General features: G+C 70.9%; 17 protein-coding genes. 15 read left to right on the top strand and 2 right to left on the bottom strand.

Annotated features, from left to right (window positions below; translation table 11 throughout):
• The first annotated feature begins 18 nt into the window (after positions 1 to 18).
• From AC0QU1_RS21560 to AC0QU1_RS21515, 10 genes are all read left to right on the top strand, one after another.
• The gene (locus AC0QU1_RS21560) at positions 19 to 1,044 is read left to right on the top strand and encodes an ABC transporter ATP-binding protein (protein WP_483572336.1); all 1,026 of its coding nucleotides are present in this window, start codon (positions 19 to 21) and stop codon (positions 1,042 to 1,044) included.
• Positions 1,041 to 1,736 carry an ABC transporter ATP-binding protein gene (locus tag AC0QU1_RS21555; protein ID WP_483572334.1) on the top strand — a complete coding sequence of 232 codons (696 nt, stop codon included), beginning with the start codon at positions 1,041 to 1,043 and terminating at the stop codon, positions 1,734 to 1,736. Before AC0QU1_RS21560 ends, AC0QU1_RS21555 begins: the two co-directional genes overlap by 4 nt.
• A 139-nt stretch (positions 1,737 to 1,875) precedes the next feature.
• Positions 1,876 to 4,251, top strand: a complete 2,376-nt coding sequence (locus AC0QU1_RS21550) for an ATP-binding protein (protein ID WP_483616315.1) — start codon at positions 1,876 to 1,878, stop codon at positions 4,249 to 4,251.
• Between the two features lie 180 nt (positions 4,252 to 4,431).
• Positions 4,432 to 4,887 carry a peptidoglycan-binding domain-containing protein gene (locus AC0QU1_RS21545; RefSeq protein WP_483572331.1) on the top strand — a complete coding sequence of 152 codons (456 nt, stop codon included), beginning with the start codon at positions 4,432 to 4,434 and terminating at the stop codon, positions 4,885 to 4,887.
• A gap of 470 nt (positions 4,888 to 5,357) precedes the next feature.
• On the top strand, positions 5,358 to 7,055 hold the full coding sequence (locus tag AC0QU1_RS21540; RefSeq protein ID WP_483572330.1) for a peptide ABC transporter substrate-binding protein: 1,698 nt from the start codon (positions 5,358 to 5,360) through the stop codon (positions 7,053 to 7,055).
• 153 nt (positions 7,056 to 7,208) lie between these two features.
• Complete coding sequence (locus AC0QU1_RS21535; RefSeq protein ID WP_483572328.1) at positions 7,209 to 8,135, top strand: ABC transporter permease; 927 nt, start codon at positions 7,209 to 7,211, stop codon at positions 8,133 to 8,135.
• On the top strand, positions 8,128 to 9,087 hold the full coding sequence (locus AC0QU1_RS21530; RefSeq protein WP_483572327.1) for an ABC transporter permease: 960 nt from the start codon (positions 8,128 to 8,130) through the stop codon (positions 9,085 to 9,087). Before AC0QU1_RS21535 ends, AC0QU1_RS21530 begins: the two co-directional genes overlap by 8 nt.
• On the top strand, positions 9,084 to 10,829 hold the full coding sequence (locus AC0QU1_RS21525; RefSeq protein WP_483572325.1) for a dipeptide ABC transporter ATP-binding protein: 1,746 nt from the start codon (positions 9,084 to 9,086) through the stop codon (positions 10,827 to 10,829). The genes AC0QU1_RS21530 and AC0QU1_RS21525 overlap by 4 nt, the downstream gene beginning before the upstream one ends.
• Before the next feature lie 162 nt (positions 10,830 to 10,991).
• Complete coding sequence (gene typA, locus AC0QU1_RS21520; RefSeq protein WP_483572323.1) at positions 10,992 to 12,929, top strand: translational GTPase TypA; 1,938 nt, start codon at positions 10,992 to 10,994, stop codon at positions 12,927 to 12,929.
• A 148-nt stretch (positions 12,930 to 13,077) separates the two neighbouring features.
• Positions 13,078 to 14,283: a PIG-L family deacetylase gene (locus tag AC0QU1_RS21515; RefSeq protein ID WP_483616313.1), complete on the top strand. Its 1,206-nt coding sequence runs from the start codon at positions 13,078 to 13,080 to the stop codon at positions 14,281 to 14,283.
• A gap of 46 nt (positions 14,284 to 14,329) precedes the next feature.
• Here AC0QU1_RS21515 and AC0QU1_RS21510 read toward each other — a convergent pair whose 3' ends face one another.
• Positions 14,330 to 14,899, bottom strand: coding sequence for an LURP-one-related family protein (locus AC0QU1_RS21510; protein ID WP_483572318.1), 570 nt, complete (start codon positions 14,897 to 14,899; stop codon positions 14,330 to 14,332).
• Positions 14,900 to 14,970: 71 nt separating this feature from the next.
• Here AC0QU1_RS21510 and AC0QU1_RS21505 point away from each other — a divergent pair, with 71 nt between their 5' ends.
• Positions 14,971 to 15,369, top strand: a complete 399-nt coding sequence (locus AC0QU1_RS21505; RefSeq protein ID WP_483572317.1) for a DUF6113 family protein — start codon at positions 14,971 to 14,973, stop codon at positions 15,367 to 15,369.
• Positions 15,370 to 15,781: 412 nt separating this feature from the next.
• Here AC0QU1_RS21505 and AC0QU1_RS21500 read toward each other — a convergent pair whose 3' ends face one another.
• Positions 15,782 to 16,297 carry a hypothetical protein gene (locus AC0QU1_RS21500; RefSeq protein ID WP_483572316.1) on the bottom strand — a complete coding sequence of 172 codons (516 nt, stop codon included), beginning with the start codon at positions 16,295 to 16,297 and terminating at the stop codon, positions 15,782 to 15,784.
• 820 nt (positions 16,298 to 17,117) lie between these two features.
• Here AC0QU1_RS21500 and AC0QU1_RS21495 point away from each other — a divergent pair.
• From AC0QU1_RS21495 to AC0QU1_RS21480, 4 genes are read left to right on the top strand one after another with little or no spacing between them, the layout of a single operon-like run.
• Positions 17,118 to 19,016 carry a VanW family protein gene (locus AC0QU1_RS21495; protein ID WP_483572314.1) on the top strand — a complete coding sequence of 633 codons (1,899 nt, stop codon included), beginning with the start codon at positions 17,118 to 17,120 and terminating at the stop codon, positions 19,014 to 19,016.
• A 40-nt stretch (positions 19,017 to 19,056) separates the two neighbouring features.
• Positions 19,057 to 19,896 carry a hypothetical protein gene (locus AC0QU1_RS21490; RefSeq protein WP_483572313.1) on the top strand — a complete coding sequence of 280 codons (840 nt, stop codon included), beginning with the start codon at positions 19,057 to 19,059 and terminating at the stop codon, positions 19,894 to 19,896.
• Positions 19,893 to 20,936, top strand: coding sequence for a prephenate dehydratase (locus AC0QU1_RS21485; protein ID WP_483572311.1), 1,044 nt, complete (start codon positions 19,893 to 19,895; stop codon positions 20,934 to 20,936). Before AC0QU1_RS21490 ends, AC0QU1_RS21485 begins: the two co-directional genes overlap by 4 nt.
• The gene (locus AC0QU1_RS21480; RefSeq protein WP_483572309.1) at positions 20,933 to 22,066 is read left to right on the top strand and encodes a prephenate dehydrogenase; all 1,134 of its coding nucleotides are present in this window, start codon (positions 20,933 to 20,935) and stop codon (positions 22,064 to 22,066) included. Before AC0QU1_RS21485 ends, AC0QU1_RS21480 begins: the two co-directional genes overlap by 4 nt.
• Positions 22,067 to 22,203 lie beyond the last annotated feature (137 nt).

The following is a 22,203-nucleotide window of genomic DNA, read 5'->3' as shown; positions in this document are numbered from 1 at the left end:
CGTTGGGAGGGAGACCCGATGAGCACGACCATCGAGCTGACGGGCGGCGCATCGCCGTCGGCCGGGCCGGGAGCCGGGCCGGTGGGCGGCGGCGAGATCCGGTGCGGCGACCTGGTGCGGATCTTCGCCACCGACGGCGTGGAGGTGCAAGCGCTGCAGGGCCTCACGCTGAGCGTCGACCCGGGGGAGATCGTCGCCGTCGTCGGGGCGTCGGGCTCCGGGAAGTCCACGCTGCTGACCATCCTCTCCGGCCTGGACACGCCGACCGGCGGCTCCGCCGTCGTGGCGGGCACCGACCTGCTGACCATGGGGCACGCCGAGCGGGTGCGGTACCAGCGGTCCACCGTCGGCTTCGTGTGGCAGCAGACGTCGCGCAACCTGCTGCCGTACCTCACCGCCGCCGAGAACGTGCGCCTCCCGCTGGAGCTGGCCGGCACGCTGCCGCGGCGCGAGCGCTCCCGCCGCGTCGCGGCGCTGCTCGACCTGCTGGAAGTGGGCCACGTGGCCGGACGGCGGCCGGGCGAGATGTCGGGCGGCGAGCAGCAGCGAACGGCGATCGCCGTGGCGGTGGCCAACGACCCGCGCGTGCTGCTGGCCGACGAGCCCACCGGTGAGCTCGACGAGGCCACCTCGGTCGAGGTGCTGGAGGCGCTGCGCGGCGTGAACCGCGAGACGGGCGTGACCACGCTGATCGTGACGCACGACCCGGCGGTGTCCGAGCACGTCGCGCGCACGGTCCAGATCCGCGACGGCCGTACCTCCACGGAGACGCTGCGGCGCACGGAGGTCGACGAGCACGGCGCGGAGCGGCACGTCGCCGAGGAGTTCGCGGTGCTCGACCGGGTGGGCCGGCTGCAGCTCCCGCAGGACTTCGTGCACGCATTGGACCTGCGCGACCGCGTGCGGCTCGCGCTGGAGCCGGACCACGTGGGCGTCTGGCCGGCCGCGCCGGCGCCAGCGGCCGAGCCTGGCTCGGCTGCCGAGCCCGGCCGGGCGGCCGGGCCCGGCGAGCCGGCCGCCACCCGGACCGAGGAGGACCGATGACCAGGACCACGACCCCTGCGCGCACCGTGCTGCGCGCGCAGGGCCTCACCCGGGTGTTCGGGACCGGCGCGGGCGAGGTGCACGCGCTGACGGACGCCTCGCTCCAGGTGGCGGCGGGCGAGCTGCTCGTGGTCCGCGGCCCGTCCGGCTCGGGCAAGACCACGCTGCTGAACCTGCTGGGCGGGCTGGACCGGCCGACGTCGGGCAGCGTGTGGCTGGGCGACGCCGAGCTGACGGCACTGGGGGAGCGCGACGTGCTGGCCGCGCGGCGGGACCGGATCGGCTACGTGTTCCAGTCGTTCGGGCTGGTGCCCGTGCTGTCGGCGGCGGAGAACGTGGAGGTGCCGCTGCGGCTGCGGCGCACTGCGCCGGCCGAGCGGTCGCGGCGCGTGGCCGAGGCGCTGGACGCCGTCGGGCTGGGCGGGCACGCGCGGCAGCGGCCGTACGAGCTGTCGGGTGGGCAGCAGCAGCGGGTGGGCATCGCCCGCGCGCTGGTGGCCGACCCGGAGGTGCTGCTCGCCGACGAGCCCACCGGGCAGCTCGACTCCGGCACGGCCGCCGTGGTGATGGACCTGCTGGCCCGGGTGGTGCACGAGCGCGGCGTGGCCGCCGTCGTCTCGACGCACGACCCCGAGCTGATGGCCCGCGCCGACCGCGTGGTCGAGCTGCACGACGGGCAGGTGGTCGTCTAGCTGGTCGGCAAGCCATGTCCGGTCTTGTGGGCGTGTCGTGAATGACCGCCGGATCATGCTGACGGCGACTTATCCTGACGAAGTGCCCAACCGACAACCAGACGTTCGCATCGATCTGAGGTCACTTCGGCTGCGGGCGATGCTGACGCAGGAGGAACTTGCCTCCAAGGCGGGGATCGGAACGCGAACGATCCGAGACATCGAGTCGGGGAGGGCGCGACCGCAGCCCAAGACGCTGCGTCTTCTTATCGAAGCGCTCGGTCTGGAAGAGGACGACCAGGCGCTGACCCCGACGCCGGAAAAGGCTCCGACAGTGCCCCGCGAGCTGCCGCGCACGCCAGCGGTGTTCGTCGGCCGGGAACGACACGTGGGCGGGATCTTCGCCGCGATCGACGACGGCGCCACCGTCGTCACGGTGCACGGCATGGCCGGCGTCGGCAAGACCTCCCTGGTGGTGTGGGCGGCGCACGAGCTGGCTCCGCGATTCCCGGACGGGCAGCTGTTCGTGGACCTCCACGGTGTGACGTACTCCGACGAACCACGCCCGGGGCCGCGGTCGGCCCTCACGCGCCTGCTACGCAGCCTCGGTGTGGGTGACCAGGATCTGCCGGCGAGTATCGACGAGCTGAGAGGCCGATATCGCAGTGCCATCGCCGATCGTCGTGTGCTTCTGGTGCTCGACAACGCGACGGACGCCGACGAGGTAGAGGCCCTGCTGCCGGGGACTCCGAACAGCCTCGTCCTGGCGACGAGCCGCCGGGACCTGTCGCAGTTGACCGGCGTGTACTCCGTGCCGCTCGACCTTCCGCGGATGGACGAGGCCGTCGCGATGCTCGACGCCGCCGTCGCCGACCGGATCACCGCAGAGGAGGCCGCTGGGATCGCCGAGCGCTGCGGGCGGCTGCCGTTGGCGATGAGTCTCGCGGCGGCTCGGCTGCGTAGCCGTCCCCACTGGCAGGTGAGGGATCTGCTGGAGCGCCTCGCCGACGACGGCCGGCTGCTCTCCGAGCTGGACACGCAGCACGGGGGTGTCACGACGGCGCTCAGCGCCTCGTACGTCGAGCTCGACGCCGATCATCGGCGCATGTTCCGGCGGATGAGTCTCGTCCCGGGCGATGACGTGGACGCTCTCGGCGCCGGGGCACTGTGCGAGCTGAACGAGCGACATGCCGCCTGGATGCTGGAGGCCCTGGTCGACGTGCACCTGGTGGAGAGCCGTTCCCCTGGCCGGTATCGGCTGCATGACCTGGTGCGGATGTATACTACGCAGCTCGCGGAGGCGGAGGAGCCCCAGGCGGAACGTGAGAAGGCCCTGGTCCGGCTCGTCGACGTCTACCTGCATTTCGCGTACCGCGCGGCGAGCCTGGTCTCTTCGACGAAGGTGCGGATTCTGGAAGCGGGAGTGGCGAAGTACGACCTCGGGCTGCCTGGCTTCACGGACAAGCACGCCGCGCTCACCTGGTTCAGGGCCGAGCGTGCCAATCTGGCGGCCGCCGTGACCGCGTCCGAGCGGTCAGGAAATCTCGAGGAGGCCTGGCACCTGGCTACTGCCTTCAGCGCGTTTCGGCTGGCAGATCGGGACTACGAGGAGTACCTCACCATCAACCAGACCGCCCTGGACATCGCTCGGCGGCTCAAGGACGAGGCCTACGAGGCGATCACACTCGCGGATCGGGGCCGGCATCTGCTCGTGGCAGGCCGGTGCCGGGCGGCGATCGGCTGTCTCGAGCAGGCGGTGGTGCTGTATCGCAAGCTGAGTGACGTCGCCGCCGCGGCACTCGCGCTGAGGACCATCGGGATCGCTTACCGCCAGTCCGGCCGCTTCGTGGATGCGCTCGATGTCTACGGTGCCGCGCTCGCCCTGGCGGAGGACGCGTCGGACACCATGGCGCGTGTGTTCGTGGGTGCGAACATGATCGCTCCGCTGCTGCGCCTCGGCCGCCTCGCGGACGCCGAGGCCCGCCTCGACCAGGTGGCACGGCTGATCGAGGACGACGATGAGTACAACCGCCTCCGCATCGATAGCTACCGGGGGACGCTCGCCCGCGAAGGTGGGGACGCGGCTGCCGCGCTGGAGGTGCACCGGGCCTGCCTCGAACGTTGCCGACAGCTGGGTTTCCGCGGCGGGCTCGGCCCGATCCTCGTGGAGCTGGGCATGGACCTCGTGCAGCTCGACCGCGGGTCCGAGGCAACCGTCTACCTCAGGCAGGCGCTCGAGGACGCGGAGGACCTCGGATACCCGGCGCTCGTACGGACGGCGCTCGTCGACCTCGGGCGTGCACTGGTCCTCTCGGGAGGCTCCGAAGAGGCGATCGGCCACTTCGAACGCGCGGTGGGTCTCGCTGAGGCTCATGAGGACACATACGAACTGGCCAGGGCAAACCACGGCCTCGCCGATGCCTATCGCAGTCGCGGTGACTCGCGCACTGAACAGCAGCATCTACGGACTGCCGCCCGAGCGTACTTGGATTGTGGAGTGCCGGAGGCGGTAGTACTTCGAGATCGAGCTGTCTGACGAGACGGCCGTTCCCGTTGGTCACAGACTTGCGGACTCCCCCTGTGGCGGGCGCGCGGGGCGTTTGAACCACGACTACCTGCCGCTGATCTGCCGGTTCGCCGCCTGGTAGGTCATGTCTCTCCACACAAGGCTGGTCCATGCGTTGATGTTCTTTCTGCCTACGCAAGGAGAAGCGCAATGGTAAGCACCAACACCAACCGGTTCCGTCGAGGGCGTGCGGTTCTCATCGGGTTCGTGTCGATGATTCTGGTCGGGGCGGGCCTGGTGGTGTCGGCACCGGCAGCCACCGCAGCGACCTCCGAGTGCAACACCAGCGCCAACCTGGCTGCTGGCACGTTGTACAAGATCGCGCCGTACGACGTCGACCCCGGGACTTTCAACTGCTTCTTGAGCAGCACTGAAGGGACCGTGACCGCCGTGCAGTCACTGCAGCGGACTCTCAACACCTGCTATGGGGCGGGCCTCACCGTCACGGGCGAGTACGGACCGGCGACCACGAACGCAGTGGAGGACGCGCAGAGGGCTGCTGGGGTCATTGTCACGGGTAGGTACGGCCCAGCGACCAAGGATGCGATCAAGTTCCGGACGTACCGTGAGTCGTCGGGTGCGTTCGTCGGGTGTCAGACGCTGTAAGGCGCGAGCAAGTCCCGACTCGGGTGCTGACCGCCGGTCTCGTTCCGGTGGTCAGCATCTGGTTTCCTGAGCAATCGGCAGAGGGATCGCACACTTCGGCAGTGACGGCGTGGTAGGAGCTCGGGTGGTTGACTCCGGCACCGGACCGCCATCACCGGCGGCGTTGCCGCGGCGACGGTGACATCGTCCGTTGCCCGACCTTGCCGGCTCCTCGTGACGGGTGAATTTCCTGGTAGAGAGCCTCTCGACGCTCGTGTTACGGGTGTGAGAACCGCCTGGTCAGAACTGTTACTCGGTGTTACCCGCTTATACCGAGATGGTCACAACTCGGTGGCGTTTCCCCGGCGGTGGTCATCGGCACGTCCGGGGACCGGTTACGTTAGGCGTGATACCACGGGGCGCAAGGAAGCGCCCGCATCACTCCGGACGGCATCCGCCGGACCGGGGTGTACTGCTACCCAGGAGGACACGTGACACCTCGAAAGCGACTTGTGGGGCTCGGTGCGTTCGCGCTTGCCTCGTCGCTCGTGCTGACCGCTTGCGGCGGTGGCGGCAGCGGCGAAGAAACCAGCGAGGGCCCCAGCACCGGCATCGTGACGATCAGCAACGGTGAGCCCCAGAACCCGCTCATCGGGTCGATGACCAACGAGACCGAGGGCGGTCTTGTCGTCCAGCAGCTCTACTCGGGCCTCGTCTACTACGACGCCGAGGGCGTCGTGCACAACGAGATCGCCGAGTCGATCGAGTCCGACGACAACCAGACCTGGAACATCACGATCCAGGACGGCTGGGAGTGGTCTGACGGTACCCCGGTCACGGCGGACAGCTTCGTCGACGCCTGGAACTGGGCCGCCTATGGTCCGAACGGTGCGAAGGGCGCCGGCTTCTTCGAGCCCATCGAGGGATTCGCGGAGGCTCAGGGCGTGCCCGAGTTCGACGAGGAGGGCAATGTCTCCGGCATGCTCGAGGAGCCGACGGCGGAGACGCTGTCCGGCCTCGAGGTGGTGAGCGACACCGAGTTCACGGTGACGCTGAGCCAGCCCGAGTCCGACTTCCCGGTCCGTCTGGGCTACTCGGCGTTCTACCCGCTTCCTGAGGTGTTCTTCGAGGACCCTGACGCCTTCGGCACCGAACCGTCCACCACGGTCGTGAATGGGCCCTACACACTGGAGAGCTGGGAGCACGAGTCTCAGCTCAGCGTTGTGCCGAACGAGTCTTACGAGGGTCCGCGCCAGGCCCAGAACGGCGGCCTGGACTTCATCGTCTACACGGACGAGAACACCTCGTACGCCGACCTGCAGGGCGGCAACCTCGACATCCTCGAGAACGTGCCGACCTCCGCGATGAGCACCTTCGAGGAGGAACTGGGCGAGGGGGCTGTCAGCGAGCCGTCCGCGAGCTTCGCGGCCATGACAGTGCCGGAGTGGCTTCCCGAGTTCCAGGGGGAGGCCGGGCTGAAGCGTCGTCAGGCCCTGTCTATGGCGATCGACCGTGAGCAGATCACCGACACGATCTTCGCTGGTACCCGTATCCCGGCAACCGACTTCACGTCGCCTGTCATCGACGGCTGGACCGGTGAGATCCCGGGCAACGAGGTCACGGAGTACAACGCCGAAGAGGCCAAGAGGCTCTGGGACGAGGCCAACGAAGAGGACCCGCTGCCGGACGACTACGTCCTGACGATCCACACCAACACGGACTCGGACCACCAGGCGTGGGTCGAGGCGGTCTGCAACGGGTACATCAACGACCTCGACATCCAGTGCGAGATGACTGGCTACCCCACGTTCGACGAGTTCCTCAACGAGCGTGACAAGGGCCCGGACGGCAGTGTCGACGGCATCTTCCGCGCCGGCTGGTCCGCCGACTACCCGTCCCTGCAGAACTACCTCGGCCCGCTCTACAGCAAGGCCGCGCTGGCTGGTTCGAACGACGGACGGTACGAGAGTGACGAGTTCGACGCCGCTCTTGCCGAGGCTGCTGGTGCACCCTCGCTCGAGGAGGCCAACGAGCTCTACAACCAGGCGCAGGAGATCCTCTTCCAGGATCTTCCGGGCATCCCGCTGTGGTACTACTCCACCACCGCCGGGCACTCGGAGGCAGTCGACAACGTGGAGTTCGGCTGGGACAGCATGCCGCTGCTGTACGAGGTCACCAAGACGGAGTGAGGGTGATCACGTCCGGTCCGCCGGCATGATCTATCACCCCAGGTGACGGGCGGGGCGCGTGAACTGCGCGCCCCGCCCTCCACTATGCGGAGCCAGAACACCGGACGCGGTCCGGGAGAATGTTCCGCAGCCATCAACCAAGGAGACCAACGAATGCTCTGGTACATCGGACGCCGGCTGCTGCAGGTGATCCCAGTGTTCCTCGGCGCCACGCTGTTGTTGTACGGGCTGGTGTTCCTGCGCCCGGGCGATCCTGTGGCCGCTCTAGGCGGCGATCGCGGCCTGTCACCAGCGGCTGAACTCGCTATCCGCGAGGCGTATCACCTGGACCAGCCCTTCCTCGTGCAGTACCTGTACTTCCTCAAGGGTGTCTTCACCTTCGACATGGGCGTCACCTTCACCGGGCGCCCGGTCACCGAGGTCATTGCTCAGGCGTTCCCGGTGACGTTCCAGCTCGCGCTCATGGCGATCGTCATCGAGACGGTGTTCGGTATCGCCTTCGGCCTGTTCGCCGGGATCCGCAAGGGCAAGCTGTTCGATTCCACGGTGCTGCTCTGGAGCCTGTTGCTCATCTCAGTGCCCACGTTCGTGATCGGGTTCGTATTGCAGGCCATCGTGGGCGTGCAGCTCGGCTGGCTACCGATCACCGCCGGCCGTGACCCTGACTTCATCAGCCTGTTGATGCCAGCCATCGTGCTGGCCACGACGTCGTTCGCCTACATCTTGCGCCTGACACGGACGTCAGTCGTCGAGAACATCACTGCGGACTTCGTGCGCACGGCACGCGCCAAGGGGCTGGCAGGGTCCAGGGTCATGAGTCGACATGTGCTGCGCAACTCCCTCATCCCGGTGGTGACTTTCATCGGCATCGATCTGGGAAACCTCATGGGCGGCTCGATCGTCACCGAGGGAATCTTCAACGTCAACGGTGTCGGCGGCACCCTCTATCAGGCGATCGTCCGTGGCGAGAACGTGACAGTGGTGTCACTGACCACGGTGCTCGTCATCGTCTACATCGCCGCCAACCTGATCGTGGACGTGCTGTACGCCGTCCTGGACCCGAGGATCCGCTATGCCTGACAACCGGTACGAGAGGGCTCCACGCCCGGGCCAGGGCCACTTCGTGGCACTTCCGGAGGAGGTGCGAGTCGGCGCCGTCGATGCGGTCGACACCTCCGAGCGGCCGTCCAGCCTTTGGGGGGACGCATGGCGGGACATGCGTCATCGCCCGCTGTTCTGGGCCTCCGCGGTGCTCATCCTGTTCGTCGTCCTGATGGCGACACTCCCCGGACTGTTCACGTCCACGAGCCCGACAGAGTGCCACTTGGAGGACTCGCTGGGTGCGCCAACGACTGGCCACATTTTCGGGTTCGACAAGCAAGGGTGCGACATCTACGCGCGGGCGATCTACGGCGCGCGTGCCTCGGTGATCGTCGGACTTCTGTCCACGGTGTTCGTCGTCGTGATCGGCACGCTCATCGGCTCGATCGCGGGGTACTTCGGCGGCTGGCTCGACACGCTTCTGTCCCGGTTCACCGACATCTTCTTCGCGGTGCCGTTCGTGCTTGCCGCGATCGTCATCATGAGCCTGCTGCAGGACCGCAACGAAGTGGTGGTCGCGGTCGTGCTCGCGACGTTCGGCTGGACCTCCATCGCCCGCATCACTCGCGGTGCGGTGCTCAGCGTGAAGAACAACGAGTTCGTCACGGCAGCGAAGGCCCTGGGCATGGGACGGCTCGCAATTCTCGGGCGGCATGTGCTGCCGAATGCGGCAGCGCCGATCATCGTCTACGCGACGGTCGCCCTCGGTACGTTCATCGTCGCGGAGGCGACGCTGAGCTTCCTCGGTATCGGCCTGCCGACATCGACCGTCTCCTGGGGCGGCGACCTCGCCAAGGCGCAGACGTCCATTCGGGTGGCTCCCGAGATCATGATCTACCCTGCGACCGCGCTCGCGCTGACCGTACTGAGCTTCATCATGATGGGCGACGTCGTGCGCGACGCCCTCGACCCGAAGGCGAGGAAGCGATGACCACCACGATCACCCTCACCGACGGGGCCACCGAGGACGCCCCGGTGCCCGCCGAGAAGCGCGACGACAGCAGCCCGCTGCTCGAGATCCGCGACCTGCAGATCTCGTTCACCACGGCCACCGGCACGGTCGAGGCCGTGCGCGGCGTGGACCTCACGGTCTACCCGGGCCAGTCCGTGGCGATCGTGGGCGAGTCGGGCTCCGGCAAGTCCACCACGGCGCACGCGATCATCGACCTGCTGCCCGGCACCGGCAAGGTGACCGGCGGGTCCATCACGTTCGGCGGGCGCGAGCTCGTGGGCCTCAAGCGCAAGCAGGTCGAGGACCTGCGCGGCCGCGAGATCGGTCTGGTGCCGCAGGACCCGATGTCCAACCTGAACCCGGTGTGGCGCATCGGCACGCAGATCGACGAGGCGCTGGTGGCCAACGGCTTCCAGGGCAGCAAGGCGGAGCGCACGGCGCGCGTCGCCGAGCTGCTCGGCGAGGCCGGCCTGCCCGACGCCGCGCGCCGCGCCCGCCAGTTCCCGCACGAGTTCTCCGGCGGCATGCGCCAGCGTGCGCTCATCGCGATCGGCCTGGCCTCGCGGCCCAAGCTGCTCATCGCGGACGAGCCGACGTCAGCCCTCGACGTCACGGTGCAGAAGACGATCCTGGACCACCTGGACGGGCTCACCGCGGAGCTCGGCACGGCCGTCCTGTTCATCACGCACGACCTGGGCCTGGCCGCCGAGCGCGCCGAGCACCTCGTGGTGATGTACAAGGGCCGGGTCGTGGAGTCCGGCCCGGCGGCGCAGATCCTCAAGGACCCGCAGCACGAGTACACCAAGCGGCTCGTGGCCTCGGCCCCGTCGCTGGCGTCGCGGCGCATCCAGTCGGCCCACGAGCGTGGCGCCGAGGCGACCGACCTGCTCGCCGAGCACGCGGACGAGACGGCCACCGCCGCGCCCGACGTCGTCGTGGCCAAGGACCTGACCAAGGTGTTCCACATCCGTGGCTCCCGGCCGGGCACGCACACGGACTTCACCGCGGTGGACAGCATCGACTTCACGCTGCCCAAGGGCCGCACCCTCGCCCTGGTGGGGGAGTCGGGCTCGGGCAAGTCGACGGCGGCCAACATGGTGCTGGGACTGCTCGAGCCGACGTCGGGCACGGTGCTGTTCGACGGCAAGGACGTGGCGAAGATGTCCCGGAAGGAGCAGTTCGGGCTGCGCCGCCGGGTGCAGCCGGTGTTCCAGAACCCGTACGGCTCGCTGGACCCGACCTACTCGATCTTCCGCTCGATCGAGGAGCCGCTCGCCCTGCACCGGGTGGGCGACCGGAAGTCCCGCGAGGCGCGCGTCCGCGAGCTGCTCGACATGGTGTCGCTGCCGCAGGCCACCATGCGGCGGTTCCCGAACGAGCTCTCGGGCGGCCAGCGGCAGCGCATCGCCATCGCGCGTGCCCTGGCGCTGAAGCCGGAGGTGCTCGTGCTCGACGAGGCCGTCTCGGCGCTCGACGTGCTGGTCCAGGCGCAGATCCTGACGCTGCTCAACGACCTGCAGGCGGAGTTGGGGCTGTCCTTCCTGTTCATCACGCACGACCTGGCCGTCGTGCGGCAGATCGCCGACCTCGTGGCCGTGATGAAGGACGGCAGCATCGTGGAGCACGCGACCACCGACGAGGTGTTCGACAACCCGCAGCAGGAGTACACGCGGGACCTGCTGGCGGCGATCCCGGGCGCGAGCCTGGAGATCGGCGGCTGACGCCGCTCCCTGCCCGACCCCGTCCGGGGTTGTTCACCGGGCAGTGATGCGGCCGACACCTGGGGATTTCGATTCGCGGGTAAGATAGGGGCGCTGCGAGACCGGTCCGTCCGGGCCAGAGTCCGCGCCCCCTTGACCTCCCCTTTCGGAAATGAGTGCTCCGTGACCGTGCCTGCAACCGCGCCGACCCGCGCGACCCGATCCGACCTGCGCAACGTCGCGATCGTGGCGCACGTCGACCACGGCAAGACCACGCTCGTGGACGCCATGCTCCGGCAGGCGGGTGCGTTCTCGGCCCACCAGCACGTCGACGACCGCGTGATGGACTCGGGCGACCTGGAGCGTGAGAAGGGCATCACGATCCTCGCCAAGAACACCGCCATCCGGTACGCCGGCCCCGCGGCGGCGGCCGGCGGGCAGCCCGACGGCATCACCATCAACGTGATCGACACGCCCGGCCACGCCGACTTCGGCGGTGAGGTCGAGCGCGGCCTGTCGATGGTCGACGGCGTCGTGCTGCTGGTCGACGCGTCCGAGGGCCCGCTGCCCCAGACCCGCTTCGTGCTGCGCAAGGCGCTGGCGGCGAAGCTGCCGGTCATCGTCGTCGTCAACAAGGTGGACCGCCCCGACGCGCGGATCTCCGAGGTGGTCGCCGAGACCACCGACCTGCTGCTGGGCCTGGCCGGCGACCTGTCCGACGAGGTCGAGGACCTCGACCTGGACGCCATCCTCGACGTGCCCGTCGTGTACGCGTCGGCCAAGGCCGGCCGCGCCTCCACCGACCAGCCCGCCGACGGCGGCCTGCCCGACAACGAGGACCTCGAGCCGCTGTTCGCCACCATCCTCGAGAAGATCCCGGCCCCGACCTACGAGGAGGGCGTGCCGCTGCAGGCGCACGTCACCAACCTCGACGCGTCGCCGTTCCTCGGCCGCCTCGCGCTGCTGCGCATCCACAACGGCACCCTGTCCAAGGGCCAGAACGTCGCGTGGGCGCGGCACGACGGCACCCTGCAGAGCGTGAAGATCACCGAGCTGCTGGAGACCAAGGCGCTCGACCGCGTGCCGACCGACAAGGCCGGCCCGGGCGAGATCGTCGCCGTCGCCGGTATCGCGGACATCATGATCGGCGAGACCCTCACCGACCTCGACGACCCGCGCCCGCTGCCGCTCATCACGGTGGACGACCCCGCGATCTCGATGACCATCGGCATCAACACCTCGCCGCTGGCGGGCAAGGGCGGCAAGGGCCACAAGGTCACCGCCCGCCAGGTCAAGGACCGCCTCGACTCCGAGCTCATCGGCAACGTGTCGCTCAAGGTGCTGCCGACCGAGCGCCCCGACGCGTGGGAGGTGCAGGGCCGTGGCGAGCTGGCCCTGGCGATCCTGGTGGAGCAGATGCGCCGCGAGGGCTTCGAGCTGACGGTCGGCAAGCCGCAGGTGGTCACCAAGACCATCGACGGCAAGGTGCACGAGCCGATGGAGCGCATGACGATCGACGTGCCGGAGGAGTACCTCGGCGCCGTCACGCAGCTGCTCGCGCAGCGCAAGGGCCGTATGGAGACCATGACCAACCACGGCACCGGCTGGGTCCGCATGGAGTTCATGGTCCCGGCGCGCGGCCTGATCGGCTTCCGCACCCAGTTCCTCACGGACACGCGCGGCACCGGCATCGCCGCGTCGATCTCCGACGGTTACGAGCCCTGGCACGGCCCGATCGAGTCGCGCCTGACCGGCTCGCTCGTCGCGGACCGCGCGGGCAAGGTGACGCCGTTCGCCATGATCAACCTCCAGGAGCGCGGCTCCTTCTTCGTGGACCCCACGCAGGAGGTGTACGAGGGCATGATCGTGGGCGAGAACTCGCGCAACGAGGACATGGACGTCAACATCACCAAGGAGAAGAAGCTGACGAACATGCGGTCCTCCACCGCCGACAACTTCGAGAACCTGATCCCGCCGCGCAAGCTCACGCTGGAGGAGTCGCTGGAGTTCGCGCAGGAGGACGAGTGCGTCGAGGTGACGCCCGAGGTGGTCCGCATCCGCAAGGTGGTCCTGGACGCCACCGAGCGCGCGCGGGCTGTGGCTCGCGCCAAGCGCTCCTGACCTTGCCTCTGGCCGAGTGCCGGGTGGTCGCCCGATGACGACGCGTCGTCCGGGCGAGCACCCGGCACTCGGTGCTTCCGGGGGGTTGCAGGGGGTGGCCGCCTCCGAGGGCTTGCGGGTCGTGCCCGCCTCCGGGAGCTTGCCGGGGATGTCCGCTTCCGAGGGGCTCTTGGAGATGCCCACCTCCGGTGGCCTGCTGGCCGTGCACGCGCATCCCGACGACGAGACGCTGTCGACGGGTACCCTGCTGGCAACCTGGGCGTCATCCGGGCGGCCGGTCCACGTGGTGACGTGCACACGCGGCGAGCGGGGCGAGGTCATCGCCCTCCCCGGCACGACGGCGGAGGGCCGGGCCGACCTCGAAGGCGACGGCCCCGCGCTGGGCGCCTACCGGGAGACCGAGCTGGCCAGAGCGCTGGCGGAGCTCGACGGCGGCACGGGCACGATCGAGCACAGCTTCCTCGACACCCTTCCGGCGTCACGCGTCCCTCCTGTGTCACGCGTCCTTCCGGCGTCACGCGTCGCCGAAGCGGCCCACGCGTCCGACACGCCGGGCATGGTGCGGTACGAGGACTCCGGGATGGCGTGGGTGGCGCCAGGCGTCGCCGGCCCGGCCCCTGACTCCCCGCCGACGGCGTTCGCGCGGGTGCCGCTCGACGAGCCCGCCGGCCGGCTGGCGGTGCTGATCCGCGTGTGGCGCCCCGCCGTCGTCGTCACGTACGAGCCCGGCGGGGGGTACGGGCATCCCGACCACGTGCGAGCGCACGAGGTGACCGTCCGCGCGCTGGAGCTGGCTGCGGACCCGGCGTGGCAGCCCGACGACGACGGCGGGCCGGGCGAACCGTGGGCCGGAGCCGCGCTGTGGCAGGCGGTGGTCTCGGCTGCCGAGCTGCGCGAGGCGCGCGCGACCCTCGCGACCGTCCCGGAGGTGCTCGCGCTGGCGGAGGCCGCCGGCCTCACCCTCCCGACCCCGCAGGAGGCCCTCCCCCCGCTGGCGCGGCACGACCTGACTACGTGGTCGGTAAACCGTCAGGAGATCGGCACCTCGGATTACCGATCTCCTGACATTTTGCCGACCACTCGGGGTGAGGCCGGGAACCTAGCCGTGCGGGTTGGGGGTGGGGCCGTGGTTGGGCGGGTGGTTGCCGCAATGCGGGCGCATGCCACGCAGGTGCAGTGGGCCACGGCGCTGGCTCGGCCCGTGGGGCCGGTCGCCGGCTGGTACGCCCTGTCCAACGGCGTGCTGGCGCCGATCCTCACGACCGAGACCTATCTCGTCGTCGACCCGGAGGGCACCGTGCACAGCCCCCTCGATGCGAGCGGCACCCTCGACGCCGGTGGCCAGCCCCTTTGAGACCGAGGAGGGCGAGGACCGCCCGCCCATGGCTCCCTCGGGCGGGTCAGCGCTCCTGGAGGGCGTCCAGGGCGATCGCCATGGCGGTGACGAGGCGACGGTCGAGGCGCGGGTCCTGGATGTTCACGACGTACCGGTCGGTCAGGCCCCACTTCTTCTCCACGGAGAAGGCCGGCTGGCCGTCGACCACGAAGTCGAAGTGGTAGGGCAGCCACTCCACGTCGAAGATCCGGCGGATGATGGCCACGGCCATGCTCCGCTCGGTCCCCGTGGTGGTGCCGAGGCCCGGCTGCTCGAGGTGCCAGGTGCTGCGCAGCAGCGACTTGGCGAAGTCCTTGCGGAACGAGCCGATCGGGGTGCCGCCCGCGTCGACGACGTCGTAGGTGGCGCCGAGGTCCATCACCTGGCGGGCCTTGAACCCGAGCACCGCCTCCTGCTTGGAGTCGTCGGTGTAGAGCGTGACCTGCTCGCGGAACGCCATGCGCTTCTGCTGGGCGAACGCGTAGAGGTCACCCTGCGAGCCGTCGGGCTGCGCCCCGTGGACCTCGTACTGGTTGACCATCATGCGGATCCGCTGTCGGATGATGAGCTGGGTCTGTGCCTGGAGCGTGTTCACCCGCCGGAGTGTTCCACACTTGCGTTCCACACATGCAGAGTTCTCCCAGACGGATGCTGGAGAATGCCTGGGTGAACTCATCCGGAAGCACCCTCCGACGGACGATCGTGCGCACTGTGCTGGCCGTGGTGCTCGGTGTTGTCATCGGCGCGCTGGGGACCGTGGTGCACCGGTTCGGCGACGAGTCCTGGTACCCCGGGCTGCTCCTCGCGCTCGCGCTGACGGCGGCGGCCGGCGTGCTGGCGCGTGCCTGGGCCGGCTACGGCACACTGCTCGCCTACGGCGTGGGCTGGGTGGCCGCCGTGCAGGTCCTGTCCCTGCCGGGTTCCGGGGGCGACGTCGTGGTCCCGGCGGGCACGCTCGGCCTGGTCTGGTCGTACGTCGGGGTGGCCGTCCTGGCGATCGCGGCGTTCCTGCCGGCGTCGTGGTTCGCCGACGTCCCCGCCCGCACGAATCGGCCCGCCGCCTGAGGCCTGCGGCCCTTCGCAAAGTGATTCAAGATGGTGAGCAGGATTGATACAGAACCTCCACCTCGGGGCGTCCAGTACGTGGGGTTGGGGCTGATTCCCGCTCGATAGGATGCCCGGCAGGGCGGCCCCGTCCAGCGGATTGGCCGCAGGTCCGGTGCGCCCTTGGGGGACGCGGAGAGCCCGTGTCCCGGGTAGTTGCACGGAGCGTGCCGATGGGCCAGCCGACCGAGCGTGACGAACCGCTCGAGCCGACGTCAGACGAGAATGCCGGGACCGATCCTGCCTCGGTGACGCCTCCTCGCCTGTCCCAGAAACGCCCTGGCAGCGTGTCGCTCCCCGCACCGCAGTCCCCTGCGCGGACGGCGGCCCCTCGGGTCGTGCAGCCCGCCGTACCGGCCGGTCGTCCGACCGCTCAGCCGGCCCCCCGCACCACAGAGAAGGCCGAGCCCGTGACCGCTTCGGAGCAGTCCGAGCCCTCGAAGACCCCACAGGCCCCCGTCGCACCGGCAGCGGGGGCGCCCGCCGCGCCCACGAACGCGTCGACCGGCGCTTCGGCGGGCACGGTGCCGGACGGCGCGGCGGCGGCCGGCGCCGCGAGTGAGTCGGCCGCGCCGGGCGCGACCGCTGCTTCGAGCGCGTCTGGCGGCCCGTCGGCGTCCGCTGCGGTGGGTGAGCCGACGGCGTCCGGTGGGCCGGGCGTGCCCGTTGCCTCAGGTAAGCCGAGCGCCTCCGCCGCGTCGGGCGAGCCGGCCGCATCCGCCGTCTCGAGCGGGCCGACGGCGTCCGGCGCGTCGCGTGAGCCGGAGTCCCCGCGCGAGACCGCCGAGCCGGTGACCGACGGCCCCAACCAGGTCGCCGTGCTGCAGACCGTCGTCGAGACGCTCGCGGCGCCCACGACAAAGGCGGCAAAGCCGAGGGGCGGGTACACGCCGCGGGTCTTCGCCTTTGACCGCCCGCCCAAGACGGGTTCCGGGTCGAACGGCGTCGAGCGGCAGAGCACGCGGCCGCAGGATGCCGCGAGGCCTGGTGCGGCGCAGGGCTCCTCGGCGGCAGGACAGACACCAGACGTGACAGACCCGAACAAGACCCCCGACGTGACGACGGACGCGACCTCTGCCGGGCCGGTGTCCGACGCCTCGGCGCGAGCCGGTACAGCGGCCACCGCAGCGGCGGCGGCCGCGGGGGGAGCCGCGGCAGTCGCGGCGGCCTCCGCCGCCGGCACTGGTTCGGTCGCTGGCTCGGCGGCGGGTTCGTCCGACGCCGAGGGCGGTTCGGCCGCCGCGGACGCGGTGGAAGGCACTGCCGCAGCTGGCACGGCGGCACCTGGTGAAGCAGCGTCTGACACGGCAGGGGCAGGCGCCGCTGCCTCGGACGCAACAGCCTCGGCCCCAGGGGCCCCGGACTCGGCGACTCCCGACCCCAAGTCCGCGGACTCGAAGACCGCAGACTCGACGACCCCTGACTCGAAGGTCTCGGACGCGCCGGTATCCGGCGCAGCCGCCCCGAGCCCGAAGTCCCCGGACACAGCGGCCCGCGATACGGCAGCAGCGGGAACGGCCGTAGAAGGCACGGCCGCCGGAACGGCAGCGGCGAGCACGGCAGCAGCAGGCGCCGCAGCAGCCAACACGGCAGCCCCAGCGCCGTCGGCCCCGCTCCCGCCGTCCGTCCCGCCGACGGTGCCGCCGGCCCCGCTCGCCTCGCGTCCGGGCACGGTGCCGCCGTCCGCGCCGCCGTCGGAGCCTGGCACGGTGCCCCCGCCGGATGCCGGCCAGATCCCTTTCCTCAAGCCGCTGACGGGCGCGATCCAGCGCGTCGCGCGCCCGCTGACGGGCTGGCCGCCGCCGCGCCCCGAGGCGGGGCAGGCGACGCCGCAGGCGGCCGCCCCCGGTGGCCCGAGCGCCCCGAACGGTCCGGTCGGCCCGAACGGCCCCACCGCCCCGGGTGCGGACGGCGCCGGCACGTTCTTCGGCCTCGCCGGCGACGGCGCCCCGAGCCGAGGTCCCAAGATCGCGCTGTTCTCGGTGCTGGGCGCCGTCGTACTGTTCGCGATCTACGCGCTGGTGGCGTGGAGCCTGAGCGACACGGCTCCGCGCGAGACCACGGTGGCGGGCGTCGACGTCGGCGGGATGACGCAGGCCGAGGCCGCCGCCGCGCTGACGGAGCAGCTCGCCCCGCGCGTCAAGGAGCCGATCGAGCTCACGGCGGGCGAGGGCAAGGCCCAGCTCTCGCCGGGGCCCAGCGGTCTCGCGATCGACGCCGAGGCGACGGCGGCCCAGCTCACCGGGTTCTCGCTGAGCCCGATGCAGATGTGGGCGCACATGTTCGGCGGCTCCGAGGAGGAGCTGGTCCTGGACATCGACAGCGAGAAGTTCGACGCCGCCGTGGCGGGCCTGGAGGAGTCGCTCACCGTAGCGCCGGTCGACGGCACCGTCGGGTTCGTCGACGGGCAGGCGGTCAAGACCGACCCGAAGGCGGGCTCGCGGATCGTCGCGAGCGAGACCTCGCGCATCATCCAGGAGCGCTGGATGAACCAGGACGGCCCGTTCGACCTGCCGGTCGAGCAGGTCCAGCCGGTGATCACGCAGAAGCAGACCGACGAGCGGTTCGCGGTGGCGCAGAAGATCGTGTCGGAGCCGGTCACCGTCTCCGTGGGCGACCAGCAGCCGGTGCTCGCGCCGGAGGTGCTGGCCGGGCTGTTCCGGTTCGAGCAGAAGGACAACCAGCTCGTCACGATCGTGGACCGGGAGGCGACCGTCGCCGCGATCGTCGACAGCACCACCAACCTGCTCGAGGTGCCGGACGACGCGCACTTCGAGTTCGTCGACGGCCGGCCGACGATCGTGGAGGGCAGGACCGGCACCACCCTCGATCCGGTCGAGGCGGGCAAGGCCGTACGGATCGCCGCGACGGGGGACGACCGCGAGACGTCGGTCGAGCTCGTCGAGCAGGACCCGCAGGAGACCGTCGAGTCGCTGCAGGCCCTCGGCGTCAAGGAGATCGTCTCCGAGTTCAGCACGCCGCTGACCAACGAGCCGGTGCGCACCCAGAACCTGGTGCGCGGCGCCGAGATGATCACCGGCAACCTCATCAAGCCGGGTGAGACGTTCTCCCTGCTGGAGGCGCTCGCGCCGATCACGCTGGAGAACGGGTACTTCGACGCGGGCGTCGTCGAGAACGGCGAGCACGTGGAGGCGGTGGGCGGCGGCCTCTCGCAGATGGCCACCACGTCCTTCAACGCTGGCTTCTTCGCCGGGTTCGACGACGTCGAGCACCACGCGCACTCGTTCTGGTTCCCGCGCTACCCACCGGGCCGCGAGGCCACGATCTACGTGGGCGCCAAGGACATGAAGTTCACCAACGACACCCCGTACGGTGCGGTGATGCAGTCCTTCGTGTCCGGCGGCGAGCTCACGGTCCGCATCTGGAGCACCAAGTACTACACGGTGCAGGAGAGCACGAGCGAGAAGCGGAACATCGTGCCGACGACGACGGTGCACGACTCCTCGGCGGACTGCGAGCCGTACCCCGGTGGCGAGGACGGCTTCTCCGTCACCGTCTCCCGCCAGGTCCTCCACGACGGCCAGGTGGTCAAGGAGAACTCGTTCGACCACACCTACAACCCGGACAACCCGGTCGTGTGCGACTAGCCGTGAGGCTCTTGTGGGTGACCGGCGGTAGGTTGCGCACATGCTTGGACGTAGCGAGCGGGAGTCTCCCGCGCACGCGGTGCTTGCCGCACGGATGGCGGGCTGGAACGACCCGGTAGAGCTGCTCGACCTCGGCACCACCGCCGACACGCTCGCCACGGTCGCCAGCATCGACGCCCTGGCGGCGGTGATGCACCTCGGCCACCCGGAGCACCCGGCGCCGGGCCTCGAGCGCGCTCTCCTGGAGGGTGCCTCCTCGCTCATCGTGACGGCGGCGGTCGCCGTGCCCGGCCAGTGGGTGTGGGTCGGCGCCGGCGCCACCGTGGGCCAGGTCGTGATCGACGAGGCCGGGATGCGCGACTGCGCGGGCGTGCTGCGCGGCCTCGGCGTGAGCCCGCGCCTGGTGCCTACCCGTACGACCGTCGAGGAGCGCATAGCCCTGGCGGGCGAGGGCGGGTCGCTCGTGATCGAGCGGTCGCGGGTGCCCGCGGGCTTCGCGGAGCTCCCGGACAGCGCGGCGCTCGCCGAGGGCGGTCCGGTCTGGTACGGGCTGCTGGAGTCCCGTGCCGACTGGCCTCCGTTCACCAAACCCGCCCAGGTGTGGCTCGCGTTCGGCCCGGCGGACGACCACCTCGGTTCCCTCCAGCCCACCCTCGCGGTCATCGCCGACGCCGGGCTCGACCTCGACCACCTGCGCAGCCAGCCGTCGTCGGCCGGACCGCACGTGTTCTTCGCGTCGTTCTCCTGCCCGACGTCGGACGTGCTGACCGTGCTGGTCGACGCCCTCACCGAGCGCGGCGTCGCGCACCGCACGCTGGCCGTGCTGCCGGGCGAGTCGTTCGTGCCAGGGCCCGACGCCCTGACACCGCAGTGGGCATGACGGCGCCGGGCATGGAGCAGGGCGGCACGGGGCAGAGTGGCGTGAAGCAGAGCGGCGTGGAGCGGGGTGGCCGCCGCGACCCAGGTACCCGGGTCGCGTACCTGGGTCCTGAGGGCACGTTCACCCACCAGGCCGCGCTGGAGTGGGCGCGCCGGCAGCCGGCGTCGGGCGACGCCGACGCGGCCGCCGAGCCGCTGGACACGGTCAAGGACGTGCACGACGCCGTCGCGGCCGGCAGCGCCGACGTGGGCGTGGTCGCCATCGAGTCCTCCGTCGAGGGCTACGTGGTGCCGTCCCTGGACGCGCTGCTGTCCAGCGCCGACGTCGTCGCCGTCGACGAGGTGGCGCTCGACGTGTCGTTCGACGCGTTCGTGCGCCCTGGGCACGGCGAGCTGGCCGAGGTGTCGGCGCACCCGCACGGGCTGGCGCAGTGCGCGGGCTTCGTGACAGAGACCGGGCTGGCGACCGCTCCGGCGTCGTCCAACGCGGCCGCCTGCCGCGATGCCGGGCCGGGGACCATCGCGCTGGGGCCCACGATCTGCGGCGAGCTGTACGGGCTGGAGACGTACGCGAAGGCGGTCGAGGACTTCCGCGGCGGCCGCACCCGGTTCCTCGTGCTGACCAGGCGGAACGTCGCCGGCGCGCACCTGGCCCGGGCGCGCGCGGCCGGTGCGACGGCGTGGAAGACGATGCTGGCGATCACCCCCGCGGTGACCGGACCGGGTGTGCTGGCGCGGATCACCGCCGCGTTCGGCGACCGGGGCGTGAACATGTCGAGCCTGATCACGCGGCCGCTCAAGGCTCAGGAGAGCAAGTACGTGTTCGTGGTGACGTTCGACGAGGCGCCGTGGGACCCGGGCGCGCGCGAGGTGCTGAACGACCTGCTCGCCGCGGGGGACGCGCTCAAGACGCTCGGCCTGTTCCCGGCGGGTGCCGGCTTCCGGGCGCTCGACGGCGTGCTCGACCCCGACCACGTCCCGGTCGGCTCGGTGTCGTCGAAGGACGAGGCGCACGCGCTGGAGCGGGGGCTGCTGTGGTGAGCGTCGGCGTGGTGGGGCTCGGCCTGATCGGCGGGTCGCTCGCCCGCGCCCTGCAGGCGGCGGGCGTGCCCGTTGTCGCGACCGACCCCGCCTCGGGCGGCGAGGCGCGCGCGGCAGGCCTCACGGTGGCCGACGACGTGGCCCGCCTGGCCGCCAACCGGCCGGACGTCGTGGTGCTCGCGGCCCCTCTGCGCGCCATGCGTTCCGTGGCGGCCGAGCTCGCGGAGGCGCTGGCGGGCGAGGAGGGCTGGGACCCGACCGTGACCGACGTCGGCTCCGTCAAGGGGCCCGTGCGGGAGGCGGTGGCCGAGGCCGGGCTGGGGGAGCGGTACGTCGGGGCGCACCCGATGTCGGGCACCGAGCACAGCGGGTTCGGCGCATCGTCGGCGGCGCTGATGCAGGGGATCCCGTGGGCGGTCACGGTGACGGCCGGCGGGCGGCCCTCCGCGGTCGGCGAGACCGAGATCGGCTTCCGGCCCGCCGGAGTTGGCGAGACCGCTGGGGTCGGCGAGCCCGCTGGGTTCGGCGAGCCCGAGGCCGACCTCCGGCCCGCGACCGACCCGGCCCGTCTCGCCTCGGTGCTGCGCCTGGTCACCGGCCCGCTGGGCGGGACGGCCGCCGTGCTCACCGACGACCTGCACGACGAGGCCGTCGCCCTCGTGTCGCACGTGCCGCACGTGCTGGCCAACCAGCTCCTGGGGGCCGTGGCGGGTGCGCCGGTCCGCGACCTCGCGCTGCGGCTCGCGGCCGGCTCGTTCCGCGACGGGACGCGTGTGGGCCTCACCGACCCGCGCCGCACCGAGGCGATGGTGACCGAGAACGCCGCCTGGGTGGCTCCGGTGCTGCGGCTCGCGGCCCGGGACCTGGAGCGGCTCGCGGACGCGCTGGAGTCCAACGCGCCGACGCACTGGTTCTTCGACCGCCCCGACCTGGTGCGCGAACGGCTCGGCCGCCCCGGCGCCGCGCGGGTGACGGGGCTGCACCCCGGCGACGCCTCCGGCGACCCCGACGTGGGCTCTGACGTCGAGCTCGTGCCGCTGACCGGCGACTGGCCCGCCAAGCTGGTGACCCGCTGCGCCCGCGGTGCCGTGGTGATCGCCCTGGACGACGGCAAGGCCCTCCTCCGCTAGCGGCGATGCTGCTGCCCTCCGTTCAGCAGGCTCAGGCGGACAAGAACTGTCGCGCAGACGGTACGCCGGAGCCTGCTGGACGAACGCCCTACTGCGGGGTCACGGCCGTGTTGAGCAAGACACCTGATCGATCTCGA

Source organism: Promicromonospora noduliphila (assembly GCF_056951025.1).
This window is presented reverse-complemented; position numbering and strand designations above follow the sequence as displayed.